Origin of the sequence: Corynebacterium sp. CCUG 69979, from assembly GCF_024454095.1 — a bacterium.
Taxonomy (GTDB): Bacteria; Actinomycetota; Actinomycetes; order Mycobacteriales; family Mycobacteriaceae; genus Corynebacterium; species Corynebacterium genitalium.
Map to the genome: position 1 here is coordinate 1 of NZ_JAGPZA010000014.1, position 17,138 is coordinate 17,138.

Sequence of the window (17,138 nt, forward strand, 5' to 3'; positions counted from 1 at the left end):
CACGCTTCCTAACAATGCGCTAGAGTAAAGCCAATAATTTCACCCCCACGGTGTCTACTTTCCGGGGGCCGGGCCCCCCTGTAATCACCACCACGCTCCGCACGCAACACAGCAATATCCAACGTGCCCCCACCAAAATCAAACACAGCAACATGCTGCCCCTCAGCCACCTGCTGCTGCGCCGCATAATGAATCGCCGCCGCACGCGGCTCCGAAATCATCCGCAACTTCGACCCAGCCACACCAGCAGCCTGCGCCGCATCCACCAAATTCCCCACCGCATGATGCGACCACCGCTCCGGATGCGTCAACGTCACCGTATCCGGATCAACACCAGCATGCTGAGACTTCGCCCGATCAACAATGCCCCCAATCAACGCAGCAAAAACCAACTGCGCCGGAACATCATCACCCTCCAACTCAATCGTCTCATGATCAATAAACCGCTTCGGCGACAACACAAGACGCGACGGATCACGACGCCCCGCCAACAACGCCGAATCACCACTAACCACATTCCGACTATCAGAATCCACATAAATAGCCGACGGCATCAAATTCGAACGATGACTCAACGCAACAGCCTCAACCGCCCCACCCGCCGGACTCGTATGAGCCGCAGCAGAGTTCGAAGTACCAAAATCAATCGCCAAATTCCACGAAGCGGCCACGCCACATCCTCCTCACAACAAAGACAGCGACAAGTCTAACCAGACCGGCTCACGTCCAGGCAGTTAAGCGTTTATCGGTTCATCTGTTTCCAAGCTGCTTGGTAGGCCACAATCAGGCGTTCACGCGCATCATCTTCCGCGGCGGACAGCGGGGTCATAGCAAGCTCACGAAGTTCGCCGAGTTCGCTACGAAGGACTTCAATGACTCGCTCGGGCGGGGCGTCGGCACGCAAACCGACTTTCTGTGCCGGGTTGGAACCTTGGATCGCTGCCCGCAGCCGCGGGATGAGCGTTGAGTTCGGTGAGTCAGCCACGGTGTTCTTGAAGCTGCGATAAAGCATGACATCTTTCATCGCCGGCTGCGACTCAAGCACAGACTGCACCCACAGCACATGGTCGCGCGACTCCGGCGCATTGGACAGCGTGTCCAGGGCATCGACGACCCGCACTGCGCGCTGCAGTGTGGCAAAGTATGGCATTTCTTCGGTGATGATCGTGGTCAGACGCTCAATTCCAGATGTTCGCTTCATCCACTCCAGCAGACCAGCGGGCCCCTGTTCAGCAGCCACCGTGCGGCCGTACATGAGTCCGTATTCGCCCATCACGTCCAAGAGATGGTCGCGCTCATCCGCGGTGAAGCCTTCCACGCTTGTCGACGGATCCTCCGCCTCCACAAAGTCCAGCATCGTATCGCGGTCCAAGCCGGCCAAGGCAGCGACATCCCTGACAACTGCACCGGTGACCCGTCCTGTCAAGGCGGATTCAGCCAGCAATCCCGACAGCGGGACCATTGCCCCGACGGTGCCGCCCATCTGCTCGGCGATGCGCCCCGCATAAGCTTGCGCGACTTCCAGCGGGTCCTTGTGGCCGAATGCGCCCGCGCCGAAAGAGTCGGCCCTGGAGACAACGCCCACAACGGTCAACGGGGTCATTCCTAGATCAGCGACGAAGGCACGCTCGTCGTCGCGGGGTGCAGAGTCAGACAAGAAAACCACGCAATCGGCCCAGGAGGAGGCTCGTTTCGTGTCCTGGGAGCCGTCGATAAGCATGCGCCGTGTGCGCGCCTCGTTTTCGACGGTGAGCGTCGCTGTACCCGGAGTGTCGATGATGCCGAGGGTGGCCAAACGCGCGATCGGGATGAACTGGCGCACAAAATCGATCTCGTCGAGCGGGCGGCCGAGATCTGCCAGCGGTTCCCCGGCGAGCGCAATGCTCTGCACCTTGCCGTCGAGCCCGATGATCTCCGCGCGGGCGGGCGCACCCTCGTCGTAGACACTGACCGCCATCGTGCACTCCAACGACCCAGTGGCGGCGATGCGGCTCTCAGTCAACGCGTTGACCAGAGTGGACTTGCCCGACTTCAAGCGCCCGATGACCGCGACACGTGGCGGACGCGAGACCAACTCGCGCAGCTCAGCTGCAGGCTGCTCGAGGTGCGGTCCTCCCTGACCGAGCGCGTCGATGCTCTGGCGGAGAAGAACGTTGAGCGCCTCAGCGCCGTTCTGGTGGGGCTGGCTCATAGTGGTCTCCTTAGAGAGTCTGGAGGTGGTTTTTCAGCTCGTTGATCGTGCCCGCAATGATCTTCTGGTTCTTGGACAGGCGCGTGATCTTCTCTTTGCGCTCCGTCTCCGTCTCGCGGGCGGCATTACGGGCTTCCGTGATGTGCTCCTGCACTTCCTTCTGGCGCTGGCGCAGGTGCGCGCGGTACCGGAGAACCATCTCGGTGCGCGCGGACGCGATCATCGTATCCAGCAGGCGGGTAATAGACATGCGCGTGGTTTGCGTGATCTCGCGCAGCCACTGAATCAGGTGAGTTTTGCCGTTGCGCAAAGCCCGAAAGCTCATATTCACGCCGACCCACACCACACCGGCCAAAGGCGCGAAGGGAATCAGGAACGACAGCATGCCGGCACCGAGTGCACCCATGGTAAGCATCGATGGATCCATCAAATCCTTCGTCTTCTTGTCCACCTCACGGCCCTTCACCCCCTCCGGGGCGATAGAGCTGACCGCGGCGGTGAGCACCGAATGAACAATCTCCGGCCGGTCCGGAAACAATTGCTCCGCGCGCTGTTTGATGCCGTCGAGCTGCTTGTCCAGAGTGCGGCTGATCAGCTCCGTCAGCTCCGCCTCGATTTGACTGGTGAACACCTGCGGTTTCGAGCGCAGAACGCGCATGCCCTCTTTGTTGATGCGCTGCGTCCATCCGTTGCGCAGGGACTCGATGTCCTGATCGAGCTCGTCCGTAATGCGGTTGCGCATGAGCTGGATGTCACGGGCGAGGAGTTGCTCCCACTCGGATGCATGTTCTTTAAGCTCATCGAGCTCTTTTTGTTCTTCTTCCAGTTTGGCCACGCCCTGGGTGGGCTTGGCGTTGAGCTCAATTTCGCGGTTGATCTGCTTTTGAATCCCGTTCAGGGTGGTCATGATGGATTCAATGGAACTGCGCAGACCCAGCGCCTTCGGGTCTTTGAGCATGCGGTGGATTTCATCGCGCAGTTCTACGATGCCGCTGCGTTGAGCGATCGCTTCTGCGCGCTGCGGGTCCGTGGCAGCCATGTCCACCGAATCCATGGCACGCAGGCTGGACACGCCAATCACCGGCACTTCAGCACCGAGGTGCTCGCGGATCAACCTCCGGTTGTCCTCCACGATGGCGCGCCACCTGCGAATGTTCTTGTCCGTTTTGGTCACAGCGACAATCACGGCACCGACTTCCTGGCGCGCCTCAGCGAGGATGTCCATCTCCGGTTTGGTGATCGGCGTCGACGCGTCGCACACCATGAGCAGCACGCCCGCCCGGTGGGCTTCGCTAAAGGACGCTTTCACCGCATGCTCGTCGAGCCCGCCCACGCCAGGCGTATCGACGATGGTCGTGCCCGCCAAAGCAGGCCACTCCAACTCGATCGACGCTGCCGTAGCCAGCTCATCGTCGTCGCTGCCGCTACCGGAGCCCGCCATGCCGTCAATGGTGACGTAGCGCGGCAGGTCAGCAATGTCGATCGGCTGGCGCCCTTCACCGCGGTTGAGCTCGACGCGCGGCGAGACCGGCCCCTCCCCTGCTGGGGCGACACTGACACGGATCGGGGCGCTTGTGGATGTCAAAACGTCCACCGGCAATAGCTCCCGCTGCCCCACGAGTGCGTTAACCAGCGAGGACTTGCCGCGCTTGATCTCGCCGACGACAACGACTGTGCCTGTGCGGAAAGGCGCGTCCAAAAGGTTCTCAGCCACATCGGCAGCGGAATTCTGGCCATAGCGGCGCGCGATGTCCATCGCCCGGTTCAGGGATTCCTGCGGACTTCGCCGCTGCTGCGGTGCTTGCTGGGCAGCCTGAGAAGTTGTCGGGTCCATGACGGCCATTTAAGCCCAAAATGACTCCTGCTGCGCATTCATCAGTGAAGCGAAAAAATATCCTCTCAGGTATAAGCAGTTCTTAACCTGGTGTTTTGACATTTTTGTTTGAAAGTTTGGGAAAAACTTCAAACCTTCCGGGAACCTTGGGCCTAGGCTGCGCATTACACAGGTGACTGGACAGAACGTCAGGTCACAACAGCCCGGAACCACCCGGACCGCAAGACCACACAGAAACAACACACACTTGAGAGGGAAGAACCATGTCCGACCAGGGAAACGCTCAGAACAACACCCCGAACACCGAGAACCAGAACGCAACCCAGAACGCTGGCGCTGAAGAGCAGACCGGTGTGCCCACCCAGTTCCAGTACACCGACGCTGAAGGCAACACCCACACCGGTGACATTCAGGGCGGCCAGGACACCACCGGCGACGGCAACCTGGACACCTTCCACGTCGACATGGACGGCGACGGCGTCGCAGAGACCCGCGTCTTCGACCGCGACGGTGACGGCAACGTCGAGCGCGTCGAGGTCGACTCCGACGGCGACGGCGCTCCGGACTACGCCGCACAGGACACCAACCGCGACGGCAAGACCGATGTCGAGCACTTCGACACCGACGGCGACGGCATCATGGACACCACCGTCCGCGACGTGAATTACGACCACAAGGCTGACAGCGTCGAGTTCGACACCGACGGCGACGGCCAAATGGACACCCGCTTCTCCGACACAGACAAGGACGGCAAGCTCGACGCCTTCGCCTTCGACACCGACGGCGACGGCCAGATGGACTACCGCGAGTACGACTTCGACGGTGACGGCCAGATCGACTCCACCGACGGCACCCCGTCCGGCCCGAACCAGGCGCAGCGCGAGTTCTTCGAGAACATGGAGCAGAACGCCCCGGCTGAGCAGGGCGCTCCAGTTCCGGAGGCTCCGGCCGAGGAGGCACCGGCGCAGGAGGCACCGGCTGAGCAGGCACCCGCACAGGAGGCTCCGGCCGAGGAAGCACCGGCGCAGGAGGCTCCGGTGCAGGAGGCACCTGACGCTGCCGCAGCAGCACCGGCTCCGTCTCCGTCAGAGTCCGACGACATTGCTCTCGACGACCTCGAGGACGAGGAAGCAGCTCCCGAGCGCGCTACCGAGACCGACCCGGCCGTCGCTAGCGAGGCTCACCCCGAAGGCGGCGTGGTGGTCGACCTGGACGGTGACGGCTACGCAGACGCCATCGTCTACGACACCAACAACGACGGCGAGATCGACGCCATGGAGGTTGACTCCGACGGCGACGGCATCACTGACACCCTGTTCGTCGACTCCGACTTCGACGGCAAGGTCGACGAGCAGCACTCCGACACCGACGGCGACGGCACCACCGACGAGGCCATCATCGATGTCGACGGCGACGGCTTCGGCGACGCCCTGCTGACTGACACCACCGGTGACGGCTACTACGACACCGAGGAAGCCATCGACACCTACAACGAAGCACCGGAGTTCCCGGACTCCGAGGGCATCGACTTCGACGCACCGACCGACATGGCCTAAGCACAACCTCTAGCCAATGACTGAAGCCCCCTCCCGCTGGGAAGGGGGCTTCAGTCATTGGCGGACGTTTGGGGGGAGCCGAGATTTAACGGCCCCCAGCAGTTCTTCTCAGTTTTACTCGGTGGTGCGACGGGTAGCGCGGCGGCGCCCGCGGGAGCGGGTCTGTGCCGGCTTGTCGCTTTGCTGCGGCGCAGCCTTGCCACCCGATTTCTTGGCCGGCTCCTGGCGCTGCGTCGGCTTCTCGTTCACCGGCTGCCGTGCCGTATCGCGCTCAGCCGTGGTGCGACGGGTTGCACGGCGACGACCACGGGAGCTGCGCTCCGGCGCGCGGCTCGGCTCAGAGGCGCGGTTTTGCGTGCTTTCAGTGAAATCCACCGGTTGAGCCGTTTCCGCCTCAGCTTGCTGGTATTCCTCCTGGCGCGGGCGGTAGTCGGACTTCGAGTTGCCGCGGGTGTTGCGCTTGCGGCGGGGCGAGCGCTCGAACTCCTCGACGGCTTCCTCATATGACTTCGCAGGTTGGGAGGTGCTCCCTTCGTCCCGACCGGGGGAAGCTTCGGGTGCGTCCTGGGTTTCCGCGTTCTCCTGCTGTGGGCGGCCTTTGCCACGGCCGCTGCCACGTCGACCGCGGCGGCGCGACGAGCGGCGCTGTGGTCGATCCTCATCAGAAGAGTCCTCTGTGTAGCTCGTGTCGACCGGTTCGACTGGGTCGTTAGTGATCACGACCGCGTCAGCAAGCTCTTCGAGCTGCTCCACATCCTGCTTCGTATCCTCCTCAGCGACTTGCCCGGACTCTTGGGAAGAATCGTCGTCACGGCCGTGCATGGCCAGCGCTGCCGGGTGGCCTGCGGGATCCTGCGCTGGTTTCCGGCGGCGGGACTGGCCGCTGCGGCGGCCGCCACGGCCCGCAGTGTCGTCGCGGGAACCGGATGCGCTGACGGGATCGTCGGAAAGCACAATGCCCCGGCCATCGCAGCACTCGCACTTCGTCGAGAACGTCTCCACAAGCCCCGTGCCCAACCGCTTGCGCGTGAGCTGAACCAAGCCCAAGGAGGTGACCTCGGAGACTTGGTGGCGCGTGCGGTCGCGGCCGAGCGCCTCCTTGAATCGGCGCAGCACAAGCTCCTGGTTTTCAGGCAAGATCATGTCGATGAAGTCGATGATGATCATGCCGCCGATGTCGCGCAGACGCAGTTGGCGGACAATCTCCTCGGCCGCCTCCATGTTGTTCGACGTGACCGTCTCCTCCAGTGAACCGCCAGAACCGGTGAACTTGCCGGTGTTGACGTCGATGACAGTCATGGCCTCTGTGCGGTCAATCACCAAGGTGCCGCCGGACGGCAGCCACACAGTGCGCGACAGAGCCTTCTGAATCTGCTCGTCGATGCGGTAGACCTCGAACGCGTCCCGGCCGCCGTGGTCGCGCCTGTCGAACAGCTCGAGCCTGTCGGCAAGGTCCGGGGCGACGGACTCGACATAATTGCTCACCACGTTCCACGGCTTCTTGCCGTCTACCACAAGCTGCTGGAAGTCTTCGTTGAACAGGTCGCGGACAACCTTGACCAAAAGACGCGGCTCTTCATACAGCGTCACAGGCTTGGAGCCCTTCGACTTCTTCTCCTCTTCCGACTGCTGCTTAATGGTCTGCCATTGGGTGTGCAAACGCTTCACGTCGGCGGCGATGGCCTCCTCTGGCACGCCTTCAGCGGCAGTGCGAATGATCGCTCCGCCCTTGCCGGGAACAACCTTGACCAGAATGTCCTTCAGCCGCTTGCGTTCTGGAGCAGGAAGCTTGCGGGAGATGCCGGCGCTGTGCCCACCGGGCACGTAAACCAAATAGCGGCCAGCCAGAGAAATCTGGGTGGTCAGACGCGCCCCCTTGTGACCGACCGGGTCCTTGGTCACCTGCACCAGCACCTGGTCGCCGGACTTGAGCGCTTGCTCAATGCGGCGCGCGCGCCCGCCAAGTCCGGCAGCCTTCCAGTCAACTTCGCCGGCGTAGAGCACGCCGTTGCGGCCCTGGCCGATATCAATGAACGCAGCTTCCATGCTGGGCAGTACGTTCTGCACACGCCCCAGGTAAATGTTGCCGATCATCGAAGCACTGTCGTCGGAGTCAACGAAGTGCTCCACCAACAGGCCATCTTCCAGGACGCCGACTTCGGTGATTTTGCCGGGGCCGTCGTGACGCGAACGCTCCCGCACGACCATGGTGCGCTCGACCGACTCGCGGCGCGCAAGGAATTCCGCCTGGGACACCACGCGCGAACGGTTGCGATCTTCTTCGCGGCGCTCAGTGCGACGGCGGCGCTGCGCTTCTAGACGCGAAGACCCCTTGATGGCCTTCGGCTCGTCGATCTGCTCGGGCTCGGCATTGTCCTGCTTCTCGGTGCGCTTGCGGCTGGTCTTGCGCGAACTACGACGCTTCGATTTGGACCCGGAGTCCTCGCTGTCCTCGCTCGCCTCGCTGGATCCTGCGTCGGCAGCGTCGCCCGGGGCGTCCTGCGTCTGCTCGGTGCCCTTCGCATCGCTTTCCGACGAGCGACTCGCCCTCCTCCGCGACGACCGCGGCGCCGCCTTGAACACCGGCGCGTAGAGGCCCGTGGCGGAATCTTCGTCATCATCCTCCGGGGCCGGGGTCACGTCAGGTTCGACGTCGTACAAGACTTCAGCGTCATCCGTCTCGTCGGTGTCGTCGCTGTCTTCGTCAGCGGGTTCCGCAACCCCGGCAGACTCGAGATCAGCCTCGACCTTCTCCTCGATCTGGTTGATCTCGTTGGCCACATCCTTGCGGACGCGCTCGCGGATCTTGTCGTCGGAGGAGCTGGGCTGGGACTCCAAAGCGTCAAGAAGCTGCTCGGTTTCCGCGCGTGTCAACGAGGACTGCGCCACCTTCACCATGCCCAGCTCGTTGAGCGCGACGACCAGGTCCTTCGAGGACATGCCCAGCTCTTTCGCCAAGGCGAAGACTCGGGTCTTCTCACCGAGACGGGAACGGTCGTACAGCGGAGTAGCGGACTGTTCAGCTGCCTGCGTTTCGTTATGCTGCTCTGAACTCGATGTCGACTTCTTAGCAGCACGTCGTGATGATTTCTTGGCCGTCTTTCTCGCCGTCTTAGTCGACTTCTTTGCTGTTTTCTTGGTGGATTTTACCGCAGATTTTTTCGTTGTCTTTTTCTGCGCCGGCGCCGCGGAGGACACCTCAGTGGTGGTGTTTTCGTCGCTGTCAGCCACGGAAAGAACATCTCCTATTGAATTGCCGCGCGTGAGCGACTATCCCCGCCGGGCGCTGGTGGGAACAACCAATAGCAGGTTCTCTCCCACCGCCGCCGCACAGCGCTGCTAGCTTCTAGCCGACAGTCAGCTCCGCGCAGTGAACGATTCTCGTACAAAGCTTGATGAACATTCATATGCCACGAAAGGCATATAGTTCAGCAACCATTGTGGCATACGGAGCTGGGTGTGGTGGGAAGCCGGGCGGGGTAGAGACGTCGATAAGCTTATTGCTGGAAGCCCTGACCCGGCACCCATGTCCGCGAAACCGCGAGACGCGCGGACGCGCCCGGGTCTTCGACGTTGGACACGCGGTAGAAATCCATGCTCACACGGTCCTTCTGCACGCGCGCAATGCCGTAACCGTGCGAATCGAAGTCGACGTGGTTCACCCACGGGTTCGCCGAGTACATGACCTGCTCCACCAGGTGGGTGATCGGGTTGTCCTCAGGCGTGTACGTGCGGGTGTACTGCGTGACAATCTCGTCCACATTGGGCGAGGTGATCGAAGAACAGACCATCTCCGCGCCGATTTCCAGCCCGTTGTGCTGCACGGAGTGCGCCCACTCAGAGTGAATGTCGCCGGTGAGGAACAGCGTGTGCGCCTTGGTGTTGGTGAGAATGTTGAACAGCTTGGCGCGCTCAGCGCGGTAGCCGTCCCACTGGTCAGTGTTCACAGCCAGGCCGGCGGACTGGGTGAACTCGTCGATGGCGTAGTTCGCGGTACGGTTCTGCTCAGTCGTGTTCGGCAGGTGGCCGATCTCCATGCGGGAAATCATCACCGAGTTACCCAGCACATTCCATGTGGTGTCGGCGGATTCGACCTGACCCTTGAGCCAGTTGAACTGCTCCGAGCCGAGCATGGTGCGCTCCGGTGCGTCAATCTTCTTGCTGAACGTTTTCGCCTGCTCATCGCGGTAGGAGCGCAGGTCCATCATCGTCAGCTGCAGCAGGTTACCGAAGCGGTACGAACGATAGATGTGACCGCCTTGCGACGGGCGGGTGGCGCGCACCGGAAGCCACTCGAAGTAGGCCTGGTGCGCGGCCGACTCGCGGACCTTCCACTCACCTTCCTCGCCAGGGGTGTGGTTCTCGGCGCCACCAACCCAGGAGTCATTGGCAGTCTCATGGTCGTCCCACACAACCACCCACGGCGCTGCAGCGTGCGCGCGCTGCAGGTGCTCGTCAGTGCGGTAGCGGCCGTAACGGATGCGGTAGTCCGCCAGCGTCACAATCTCGTGCGCCGGGTGGTGCGGGCGGGAGACACCGGACTTACCGGCGTACTCCCCCGTCGGGTACTCGTAGATGTAGTCACCGAGGAAGACCACGACATCGACCCCGCCAGCTTCGGCGCGCTCAGCCATGTCACGGTACGCGGTGAAGTAGCCGCACTCGTAGTTGGCGCAGGACGCAACAACGAGCTTGTACTCGTTGATGTCAGCGTTGGACGCGGGCGCGGTGCGCGTCTTGCCCACCGGAGAGATGGTGTCTTTGTAGCGGAAGCGGTAGAAGTACTCCGTCCCCGGCTGCAGGCCACGCGGGTCCACCTTGACGGTGTGGTCGGTAACTGCGGTAGTGCGGGCCGAGCCACTGCGGACAATGTTCGCGAACGCGTCGTCGGTGGCAATCTCCCAGGTCACATCCGCATCTTCACCTTTTTCAGATCCCGGCGCAGCCTCTGGGGACACACTCACGCGGGTCCAGATGATCACCGAATCCGGCAGTGGGTCACCCGAAGCAACGCCGTGCATGAACACCGACCACGGCTTGGGGGCCGGGGCCTTCGGCAAACGCGCCGAGGACAGTGCAGAAGAAGAGGAAGAGGATTGCGCGTGAGCGACTGCTTGCGTTCCGACGGCAGCGGCTGCAGCAGCCGTCGCCGAACCGGCCAGAAAACGACGGCGGGGAAGATTCTGGGAAGTCATGCACTAAGAATCAAGTCCCCGATGAAGAGCTGCAACCGGAGCAGCAGTTCATCGGGGACTGTTCGGCACGAGTTCACGTGCCATTAACCGAGTGAGGATCTAGAGGTTCGGGAACCAGATCGCGATCTCGCGCTCAGCGGATTCCGGCGAGTCGGAGCCGTGCACCACGTTCTCACCGACGGTCAAGGCGAAGTCACCACGGATGGTGCCCGGGGTGGCCTTCTCCACCGGGTGGGTGCCACCGGCGAGCTGACGCCACGCGGCGATTGCAGACTCGCCCTCGACGATGCCAGCGACCAGCGGAGCGGAGGTGATGAAGTCCACGAGCTCACCGAAGAACGGCTTGTCCTTGTGCTCCTCGTAATGCTTCTCAGCGGTCTCGCGGTCAGCGGTACGCAGGTCCATCTCGACGAGCTTGAGGCCCTTGCGCTCGATGCGGGTGATGATCTCGCCGACGTGGCCGTTTGCCACACCGTCGGGCTTAATCAGAATCAGAGTGCGTTCAGTCATGCGTCCCAGCCTACGGGATGACGCTACAGCTCGCGCACCACGGCTGCTGCATCTTCGTAGCTGGTGTTCCGGAACCACAACTGCACCTGGCGGGCCGCCATATCGTGGTTGCCCTCCTTCTTCATGCGCTCAATGGTGGCGCGCTGCTCGCTGTCGAGCTCGATCGACGTGCGCTCCATCTGCCGGTACTTATCTGCCAGGCCGAGCACCAGGAACAGGGCCGCGGCCGCAAGCGCGGCGACGGAAATCCAGGTGGGCAGATCCAGGAACACGCCGACGATAGCGACCAATGAGAACACGGCCGCAAAGATCAAGGAGGCAGCTTGCATGAACCACACCCTACTTCACAGTGTTTTCGCTGGCCCGGCGAGCGTTGAAGCAGCAGAGAAACGTTAACCGTTTCTCACTAGAAAGAAAAAGCGACTTACCTCACATTCAGGGGGCTAATTGTTTTATTATGCGAAGTACTGCGGCGGACCCATCTTTCCCCGCGGCATCCATGCGCGAGACCATTGACTGAAAGGCCAGACTCCATGATCTATTCCAGCCCGTACCCGGACCTTGAGCTGTTCGGCGGCTCCGTCTACGACCTCATCTTCAACGACCTTTCCGGCGATGACGCCCAGCGCACCGCGATCACCGAGCTGACCACCGGCGACACCGTCACGTACGCACAGCTGCAGGAGATGGCAGACGCTATCGCCGGGTATTTGGCTGACCGCGGTATCGGCCCCGGCAACGTGGTCACGCTGCAGATCCCGAACTCCATCAACTTCGCCGCAGCCTTGTTCGGCATTTTCCGCGCCGGGGCCACGGTCAACCCGATCGGCGTGCTGCTGAACGACGCTGACGTGGAGAAGGTGGCCACAATGGCCGGCGCTGACCTGTTCATCGGCGTGGCCGACGTAGGGCATGACAAGCATGTGTGGGATCACGAGTTGGCGGGAATCGTCGAAAAGCGAATGCCTGCACCCGAACTGAGCGTCGATGGCAGCGCGCTCGCGTCAGTGCCGTTCTCCTCCGGCACTACCGGGTTGCCGAAGGGCGTCATGCTCTCCCACAGCAACCTCACGTCGAATGTCTTGCAAGCAGTGTCCATGCTCGAGCGCAACGGCATGGACAAGCACGTCAACACCCTGTCTCCCCTGCCGTTTTCCCACATTTACGGCATGACCGCGCTACTGCTGTCACCGCTGTTGCTGCGCTGGAACGTGCACACCCTGCCCAAGTTCGACCTGGATGTCTTCCTACGTGCACACGGTGAGCACGACATCGAATTCACCTTCGTAGCTCCCCCGATGGCCGTCGCGCTGGCGAAGCACCCAGCTGTCACTCCCGAAGGCTTCGCGGCGAACAAGGTCATGTTCTCCGGCGCGGCGCCGCTCGATGAGGAAGTCGCGCGCGCCGTCGAACGTCGCCTGAAAACATCGTTTGTGCAGGGTTACGGCATGACGGAGACCTCACCCGCGGTGTGCATTGGCGTCCACGGCGAGACTAACCCCGGCTCCATCGGCTTCCCGGTCCCCAACACCGAGTGCCGCGTCGTGGACATTGAAACACTCGAGGACCTGGAGCAAGGCGAGTCCGGCGAGCTGCTCGTGCGCGGACCGCAAGTCATGCAGGGCTACCTCAACAATGAGGAGGCCACCCGCGAAACATTGCTTGACGGCGGCTGGCTGCGCACCGGCGATGTCGCTCGCGTTGCAGACAACGGCCACGTCTACATCGTCGACCGCGCCAAAGAAGTGATCAAGTACAAGGGCTACCAGGTCGCCCCCGCCGAGCTCGAAGCACTACTGCTCACCCACGAAGCGGTTGCAGACGCCGGGGTGGTCGGCGTCGACCGCGACGGCCTGGAAATCCCGCGCGCGTTCGTCGTCCTGCAACAGGGCGCGTCCTTGAGCGAGGAGGAGTTGATGGACTGGGTCGCCGAGCGGGTTACCCCGTACAAGAAGATCCGCGCGGTGACGTTCATCGACCAGATCCCGAAGAATCCGACCGGCAAGATTCTGCGCAAAGAACTTCGCGATATTCCGCTGGAAAGCTAAGGGGTTGATGGGAGCAATCCCACAGTGAATTCGCGCCGGATTCGTTTGATAAATCCTGCGACAAAGGTCACAATTAGGAGTGGAATTGTTTCGCTCCACATTTTTGAGAAAAGAGGGCAAAGATGGCTGACAGCCAGAACCCAGTCCACGAGCTGCTGGATCCGAAAACCGACTACTACCAGGTATTCGCCGACGTCGAAGGCGAAGATCTGGAGTGGTGGAAGAAGGCCCGCGACTTCTGTGACTACGCCCGCCCGTACGTGAACGAGGGTTGGGAGAAGGCCGAATACCAGCTCCACGTCGTCGAAGAGGCCGGTAAGCGCGGCCTGGTCCGCGACGGCATCGACATCGAGGGCGAGCCCCACATGTCCGTACGCGCCGCACGCCTCATGGCGTTCGAGCTCGCGCGTACCGACGCATCCCTCGGCACTGCTTTCGGTGTTCAGGGTGGTCTGGCTATGCAGTCCATCGCCATGTGCGGCTCTGAGGAGCAGAAGGCGAAGTACCTCAAGGCCATGTCCAAGCTGGAGATCCGCGGCGCCTTCGCGCTGACCGAGCCGGACCACGGTTCTGACTCCATCGGCCTGGAGACCACCGCCGAGCGCGACGGCGACGAGTGGGTCATCAACGGCGAGAAGAAGTGGATCGGCCACGGCTCCGTCGGCCACATCGCCGTTGTGTGGGCGCGTGACACCTCCGATGGCCAGGTCAAGGGCTTCATCGTCGATCAGGACCAGGACGGCTACGAGGCTGAGACCATCACGGGCAAGGCGTCCCTGCGCGGCATCCCGCAGGCGCACATCAAGCTCAACAACGTGCGCGTCTCCGACGACCGTCGCCTGCCGAACGCGAACTCTTTCCGCGACACTGCGAAGGTCCTGGCCGGCACCCGCATCTCCGTGGCATGGGCCTCCCTGGGTCTGGCCACCGACTGCTACGAGAAGGCCCTGGACTACGCGCAGCGCCGCACCCAGTTCGGCCGCCCGCTGGTGAAGAACCAGATCATCCAGCAGCGCCTGGCTGACATGCTGCAGGACCTGACCTCGATGTTCCTGTACTGCCGCCGCCTGCTCGAGCTGGAAGAGTCCGGTGAGATCACCGAACAGCAGGCAGCCCTGGCCAAGGTCCACTGCACCCGCGCGGCCCGCAAGATCTCCGCCGACGCACGCGACATGTTCGGCGGCGTGGGCATCCTGCTCGAGAACGACGTTGCCCGCCACCACGCCGACATTGAGGCCCTGCACACCTACGAGGGAACCGACACGATGCAGTCCCTCATCGTGGGCAAGTCCATCACCGGCGTCGGTGCTTTCGCCGGCTAGGCCCCTGTCCCCTCTGGTGACTCCCAGCTGCATCGCGACCGGCCCCCGGCGTGGTGCAGCTTTTCTAGCTCTCATTACCTGTTCCACTTGACCGAAGAAGCGAGAAAACTCATGACACAGACCGACGAGAACCTCACCGGCGTTGCCGCCCTGTTGAACCCGAAGACTGACTACTACCAGGTGTTCGCCGATGTCGACGGCGAAGACCTCGAGTGGTGGAAGAAGGCTCGCGAGTTCATGGAGTGGGCCCGCCCTTCCCTCAACGATTCGTGGGAGAAGGCCGAGTACAACATTCCAGCAGTGGAGGAAGCTGCCCGCCGCGGCCTGGTCACCGACGGCATCGAGATCGACGGGCAGCCCGGGATCTCAATCCGCGCCAACCGCCTGATCCAGATGGAGCTGGCGCGTACCGACGCGTCTACCGCCACCGCCCACATCGTGCAGTCCGGCCTGGCCATGCGTTCCATCTCCGAGTGCGGTTCCGAGGATCAGAAGGCTAAGTACCTGGGCCCGATGTCGCGGATGGAGATTCGCGGCGGCTTCGCCCTGACCGAGCCCGACCACGGCTCTGACTCGATCGGCCTGGAGACCTCCGCGCGCCGTGAGGGCGACGAGTGGGTCATCAACGGCGAAAAGAAGTGGATCGGCCACGGCTCCGTCGGCCACATCACGGTCGTGTGGGCCCGCGACGAGGAAGACGGCGAGGTCAAGGGCTTCATCGTCGACCAGGACCAGGAGGGCTACTCCGCCGAGACCATCACGGGCAAAGCATCCCTGCGCGGCATCCCCCAGGCGCACATCAAGCTTAACGACGTCCGCGTCTCCGACGACCGCCGCCTTCCCAACTCCCACACCTTCCGGGACACTGCCCGCGTGCTCACCGGCACCCGTATCGCGGTGGCCTGGGTCGCGCTCGGCATGGCGATCGACTGCTACGAAAAGGCCCTCGACTACGCCCAGCGCCGCGTGCAGTTCGGCCGCCCGCTGGTGAAGAACCAGATCATCCAGCAGCGCCTGGCCGACATGCTGCAGGAAATCACCTCCATGGCGCTCTACTGCCGCCGCCTGCTCGAGCTCGAGGAAGCCGGCGAGCTCAACGAGAAGCAAGCCGCCCTGGCCAAGGTGCACAACACCCGCGGCGCCCGCAAGGTCTCCGCTGATGCACGCGACATGTTCGGCGGCGTAGGCATCCTGCTCGAGAACGATGTCGCCCGCCACCACGCGGACATCGAATCCCTGCACACCTACGAGGGCACCGACACGATGCAGTCCCTCATCGTGGGCAAGTCCATCACCGGTGTGAGCGCCTACCGCTCCTAACCTGAAGGGGCGTGGCACCTGGCCAGCCCTCCCCTGCTGGCCCGTCCCGGCCCCTAATCCTCGAACAGTAGCGCTCGGAACGGGCCCTTAGTCGAGCTCGACTTCCAAGAGTGTCCCGTCCCGGTCCGCCACAACGGTGACCGGGTGACCACCGAAGAGATCACCGTCGTCGAATTCGATAAGTATCTCGCCTTTCTCCGGGACGATCACGCTCGTCGGGCGGAAACGCCTAGCGACGTCCCGCACTCTCCATTCCCGCGCGGGAGTGCGGCGGCCCTCAGCTTCGGCGACATCGTGGCGCCATTCGTTTGCCCTGGGCAGGGCCTCAGTGGCGGCGAACTTGCGGGCATCCTTGAGAAACTTTCGCGTGATAACGCGGTTCAGAACGTGCACGGCTGATGCGAACCGTTCTTCGTGCTGAGTCAGCCCCTGAGAGAGTGGATCCGGATCCTCATAGGGGATGCTGACATTGACACCGAGTGATTTTGCGTGCCCTTCGAAGGAGCCAACGAAGCCTCGTTGAATGGTCAATTGGCCAAGCTTTGTATTGATCACCCCATTCTTGGCCGCACCTGTGGCGATGTCCTCCAGCTCCGGATCCGATTGAGGAGAGATCACGTCCCACACCGAGAAGAGAAGCGCGGTCCCTTGCGCCCGATACTTGGAGAAAGGAGACAATGCCCCTTTCGCCCGGTACACCGTGAATGGTTTCAAATCTGCCATTTCACCGGGATCGAATGACATCTTCCCGTTCTTCGTGCGATTAACCTGCGGGTATGCGATGTTGATCTCACCTGTGTGCACCGCACCATCCGGAAGCGTTCGCACAACGAGACCATCCACATGCTCAAGTTTGACGCTAACGCTGTCCTCACCGAGAAGGTTGTTTCGGGCTCCCCGCGCAGGCACCTCAGTGAGAACGAGGAGGAACTCCAGTTCATCCCCCTTCAACAGTGATTTCACGGCAGGTTCATTCGGGAATTCGCTGTAGAAGGAGAGCACGGCGCCGATTTTAACCGCGACGGTTCAGTACCGAGTCGGTGTGACCGTCGGCAAGCTTCTTTGGCTAGTGGAACTGGCTTGCTGCATTTATCCCAGCGGTCTTCAAGGGAACGCGGCTAGGCTCGGCGAGAGTTCTCGCTTCCGTGTTTCTGAGAGGAAT

General features: G+C 62.3%; 12 protein-coding genes. 4 read left to right on the plus strand and 8 right to left on the minus strand.

The annotated features are described in order from the left end of the window. Nucleotides 1-8 precede the first annotated feature (8 nt). From KBX18_RS08525 to KBX18_RS08535, 3 genes are all read right to left on the minus strand, one after another. Nucleotides 9-671: an Hsp70 family protein gene (locus KBX18_RS08525; protein ID WP_255995648.1), complete on the minus strand. Its 663-nt coding sequence runs from the start codon at nucleotides 669-671 to the stop codon at nucleotides 9-11. Nucleotides 672-742: 71 nt separating this feature from the next. Next, complete coding sequence (locus tag KBX18_RS08530) at nucleotides 743-2,191, minus strand: dynamin family protein (RefSeq protein ID WP_255995649.1); 1,449 nt, start codon at nucleotides 2,189-2,191, stop codon at nucleotides 743-745. Nucleotides 2,192-2,201: 10 nt separating this feature from the next. Then, nucleotides 2,202-4,025, minus strand: coding sequence for a dynamin family protein (locus tag KBX18_RS08535; RefSeq protein ID WP_255995650.1), 1,824 nt, complete (start codon nucleotides 4,023-4,025; stop codon nucleotides 2,202-2,204). Nucleotides 4,026-4,288: 263 nt separating this feature from the next. Here KBX18_RS08535 and KBX18_RS08540 point away from each other — a divergent pair, with 263 nt between their 5' ends. Next, nucleotides 4,289-5,581 carry a hypothetical protein gene (locus KBX18_RS08540; RefSeq protein ID WP_255995651.1) on the plus strand — a complete coding sequence of 431 codons (1,293 nt, stop codon included), beginning with the start codon at nucleotides 4,289-4,291 and terminating at the stop codon, nucleotides 5,579-5,581. A gap of 114 nt (nucleotides 5,582-5,695) precedes the next feature. Here the strand turns inward: KBX18_RS08540 and KBX18_RS08545 are convergent, their stop codons facing one another. The 4 genes from KBX18_RS08545 to KBX18_RS08560 form a co-directional block, all read right to left on the minus strand. Next, nucleotides 5,696-8,812: a translation initiation factor IF-2 N-terminal domain-containing protein gene (locus KBX18_RS08545; protein WP_255995652.1), complete on the minus strand. Its 3,117-nt coding sequence runs from the start codon at nucleotides 8,810-8,812 to the stop codon at nucleotides 5,696-5,698. A gap of 266 nt (nucleotides 8,813-9,078) precedes the next feature. Next, the gene (locus KBX18_RS08550) at nucleotides 9,079-10,776 is read right to left on the minus strand and encodes an alkaline phosphatase (RefSeq protein WP_255995653.1); all 1,698 of its coding nucleotides are present in this window, start codon (nucleotides 10,774-10,776) and stop codon (nucleotides 9,079-9,081) included. Nucleotides 10,777-10,875: 99 nt separating this feature from the next. Further along, nucleotides 10,876-11,286 carry a nucleoside-diphosphate kinase gene (ndk, locus tag KBX18_RS08555; protein ID WP_005289155.1) on the minus strand — a complete coding sequence of 137 codons (411 nt, stop codon included), beginning with the start codon at nucleotides 11,284-11,286 and terminating at the stop codon, nucleotides 10,876-10,878. 23 nt (nucleotides 11,287-11,309) lie between these two features. Next, nucleotides 11,310-11,615, minus strand: a complete 306-nt coding sequence (locus KBX18_RS08560) for a hypothetical protein (protein WP_005289151.1) — start codon at nucleotides 11,613-11,615, stop codon at nucleotides 11,310-11,312. Between the two features lie 204 nt (nucleotides 11,616-11,819). Here KBX18_RS08560 and KBX18_RS08565 point away from each other — a divergent pair, with 204 nt between their 5' ends. From KBX18_RS08565 to KBX18_RS08575, 3 genes are all read left to right on the plus strand, one after another. Further along, on the plus strand, nucleotides 11,820-13,334 hold the full coding sequence (locus KBX18_RS08565; RefSeq protein WP_255995654.1) for an AMP-binding protein: 1,515 nt from the start codon (nucleotides 11,820-11,822) through the stop codon (nucleotides 13,332-13,334). Nucleotides 13,335-13,456: 122 nt separating this feature from the next. Beyond that, the gene (locus KBX18_RS08570; protein ID WP_255995655.1) at nucleotides 13,457-14,656 is read left to right on the plus strand and encodes an acyl-CoA dehydrogenase family protein; all 1,200 of its coding nucleotides are present in this window, start codon (nucleotides 13,457-13,459) and stop codon (nucleotides 14,654-14,656) included. 111 nt (nucleotides 14,657-14,767) lie between these two features. Beyond that, the gene (locus KBX18_RS08575; RefSeq protein WP_255995656.1) at nucleotides 14,768-15,976 is read left to right on the plus strand and encodes an acyl-CoA dehydrogenase family protein; all 1,209 of its coding nucleotides are present in this window, start codon (nucleotides 14,768-14,770) and stop codon (nucleotides 15,974-15,976) included. Between the two features lie 87 nt (nucleotides 15,977-16,063). Here KBX18_RS08575 and KBX18_RS08580 read toward each other — a convergent pair whose 3' ends face one another. Beyond that, nucleotides 16,064-16,978 carry a DUF2262 domain-containing protein gene (locus KBX18_RS08580; RefSeq protein ID WP_005289137.1) on the minus strand — a complete coding sequence of 305 codons (915 nt, stop codon included), beginning with the start codon at nucleotides 16,976-16,978 and terminating at the stop codon, nucleotides 16,064-16,066. Nucleotides 16,979-17,138: the final 160 nt, after the last annotated feature.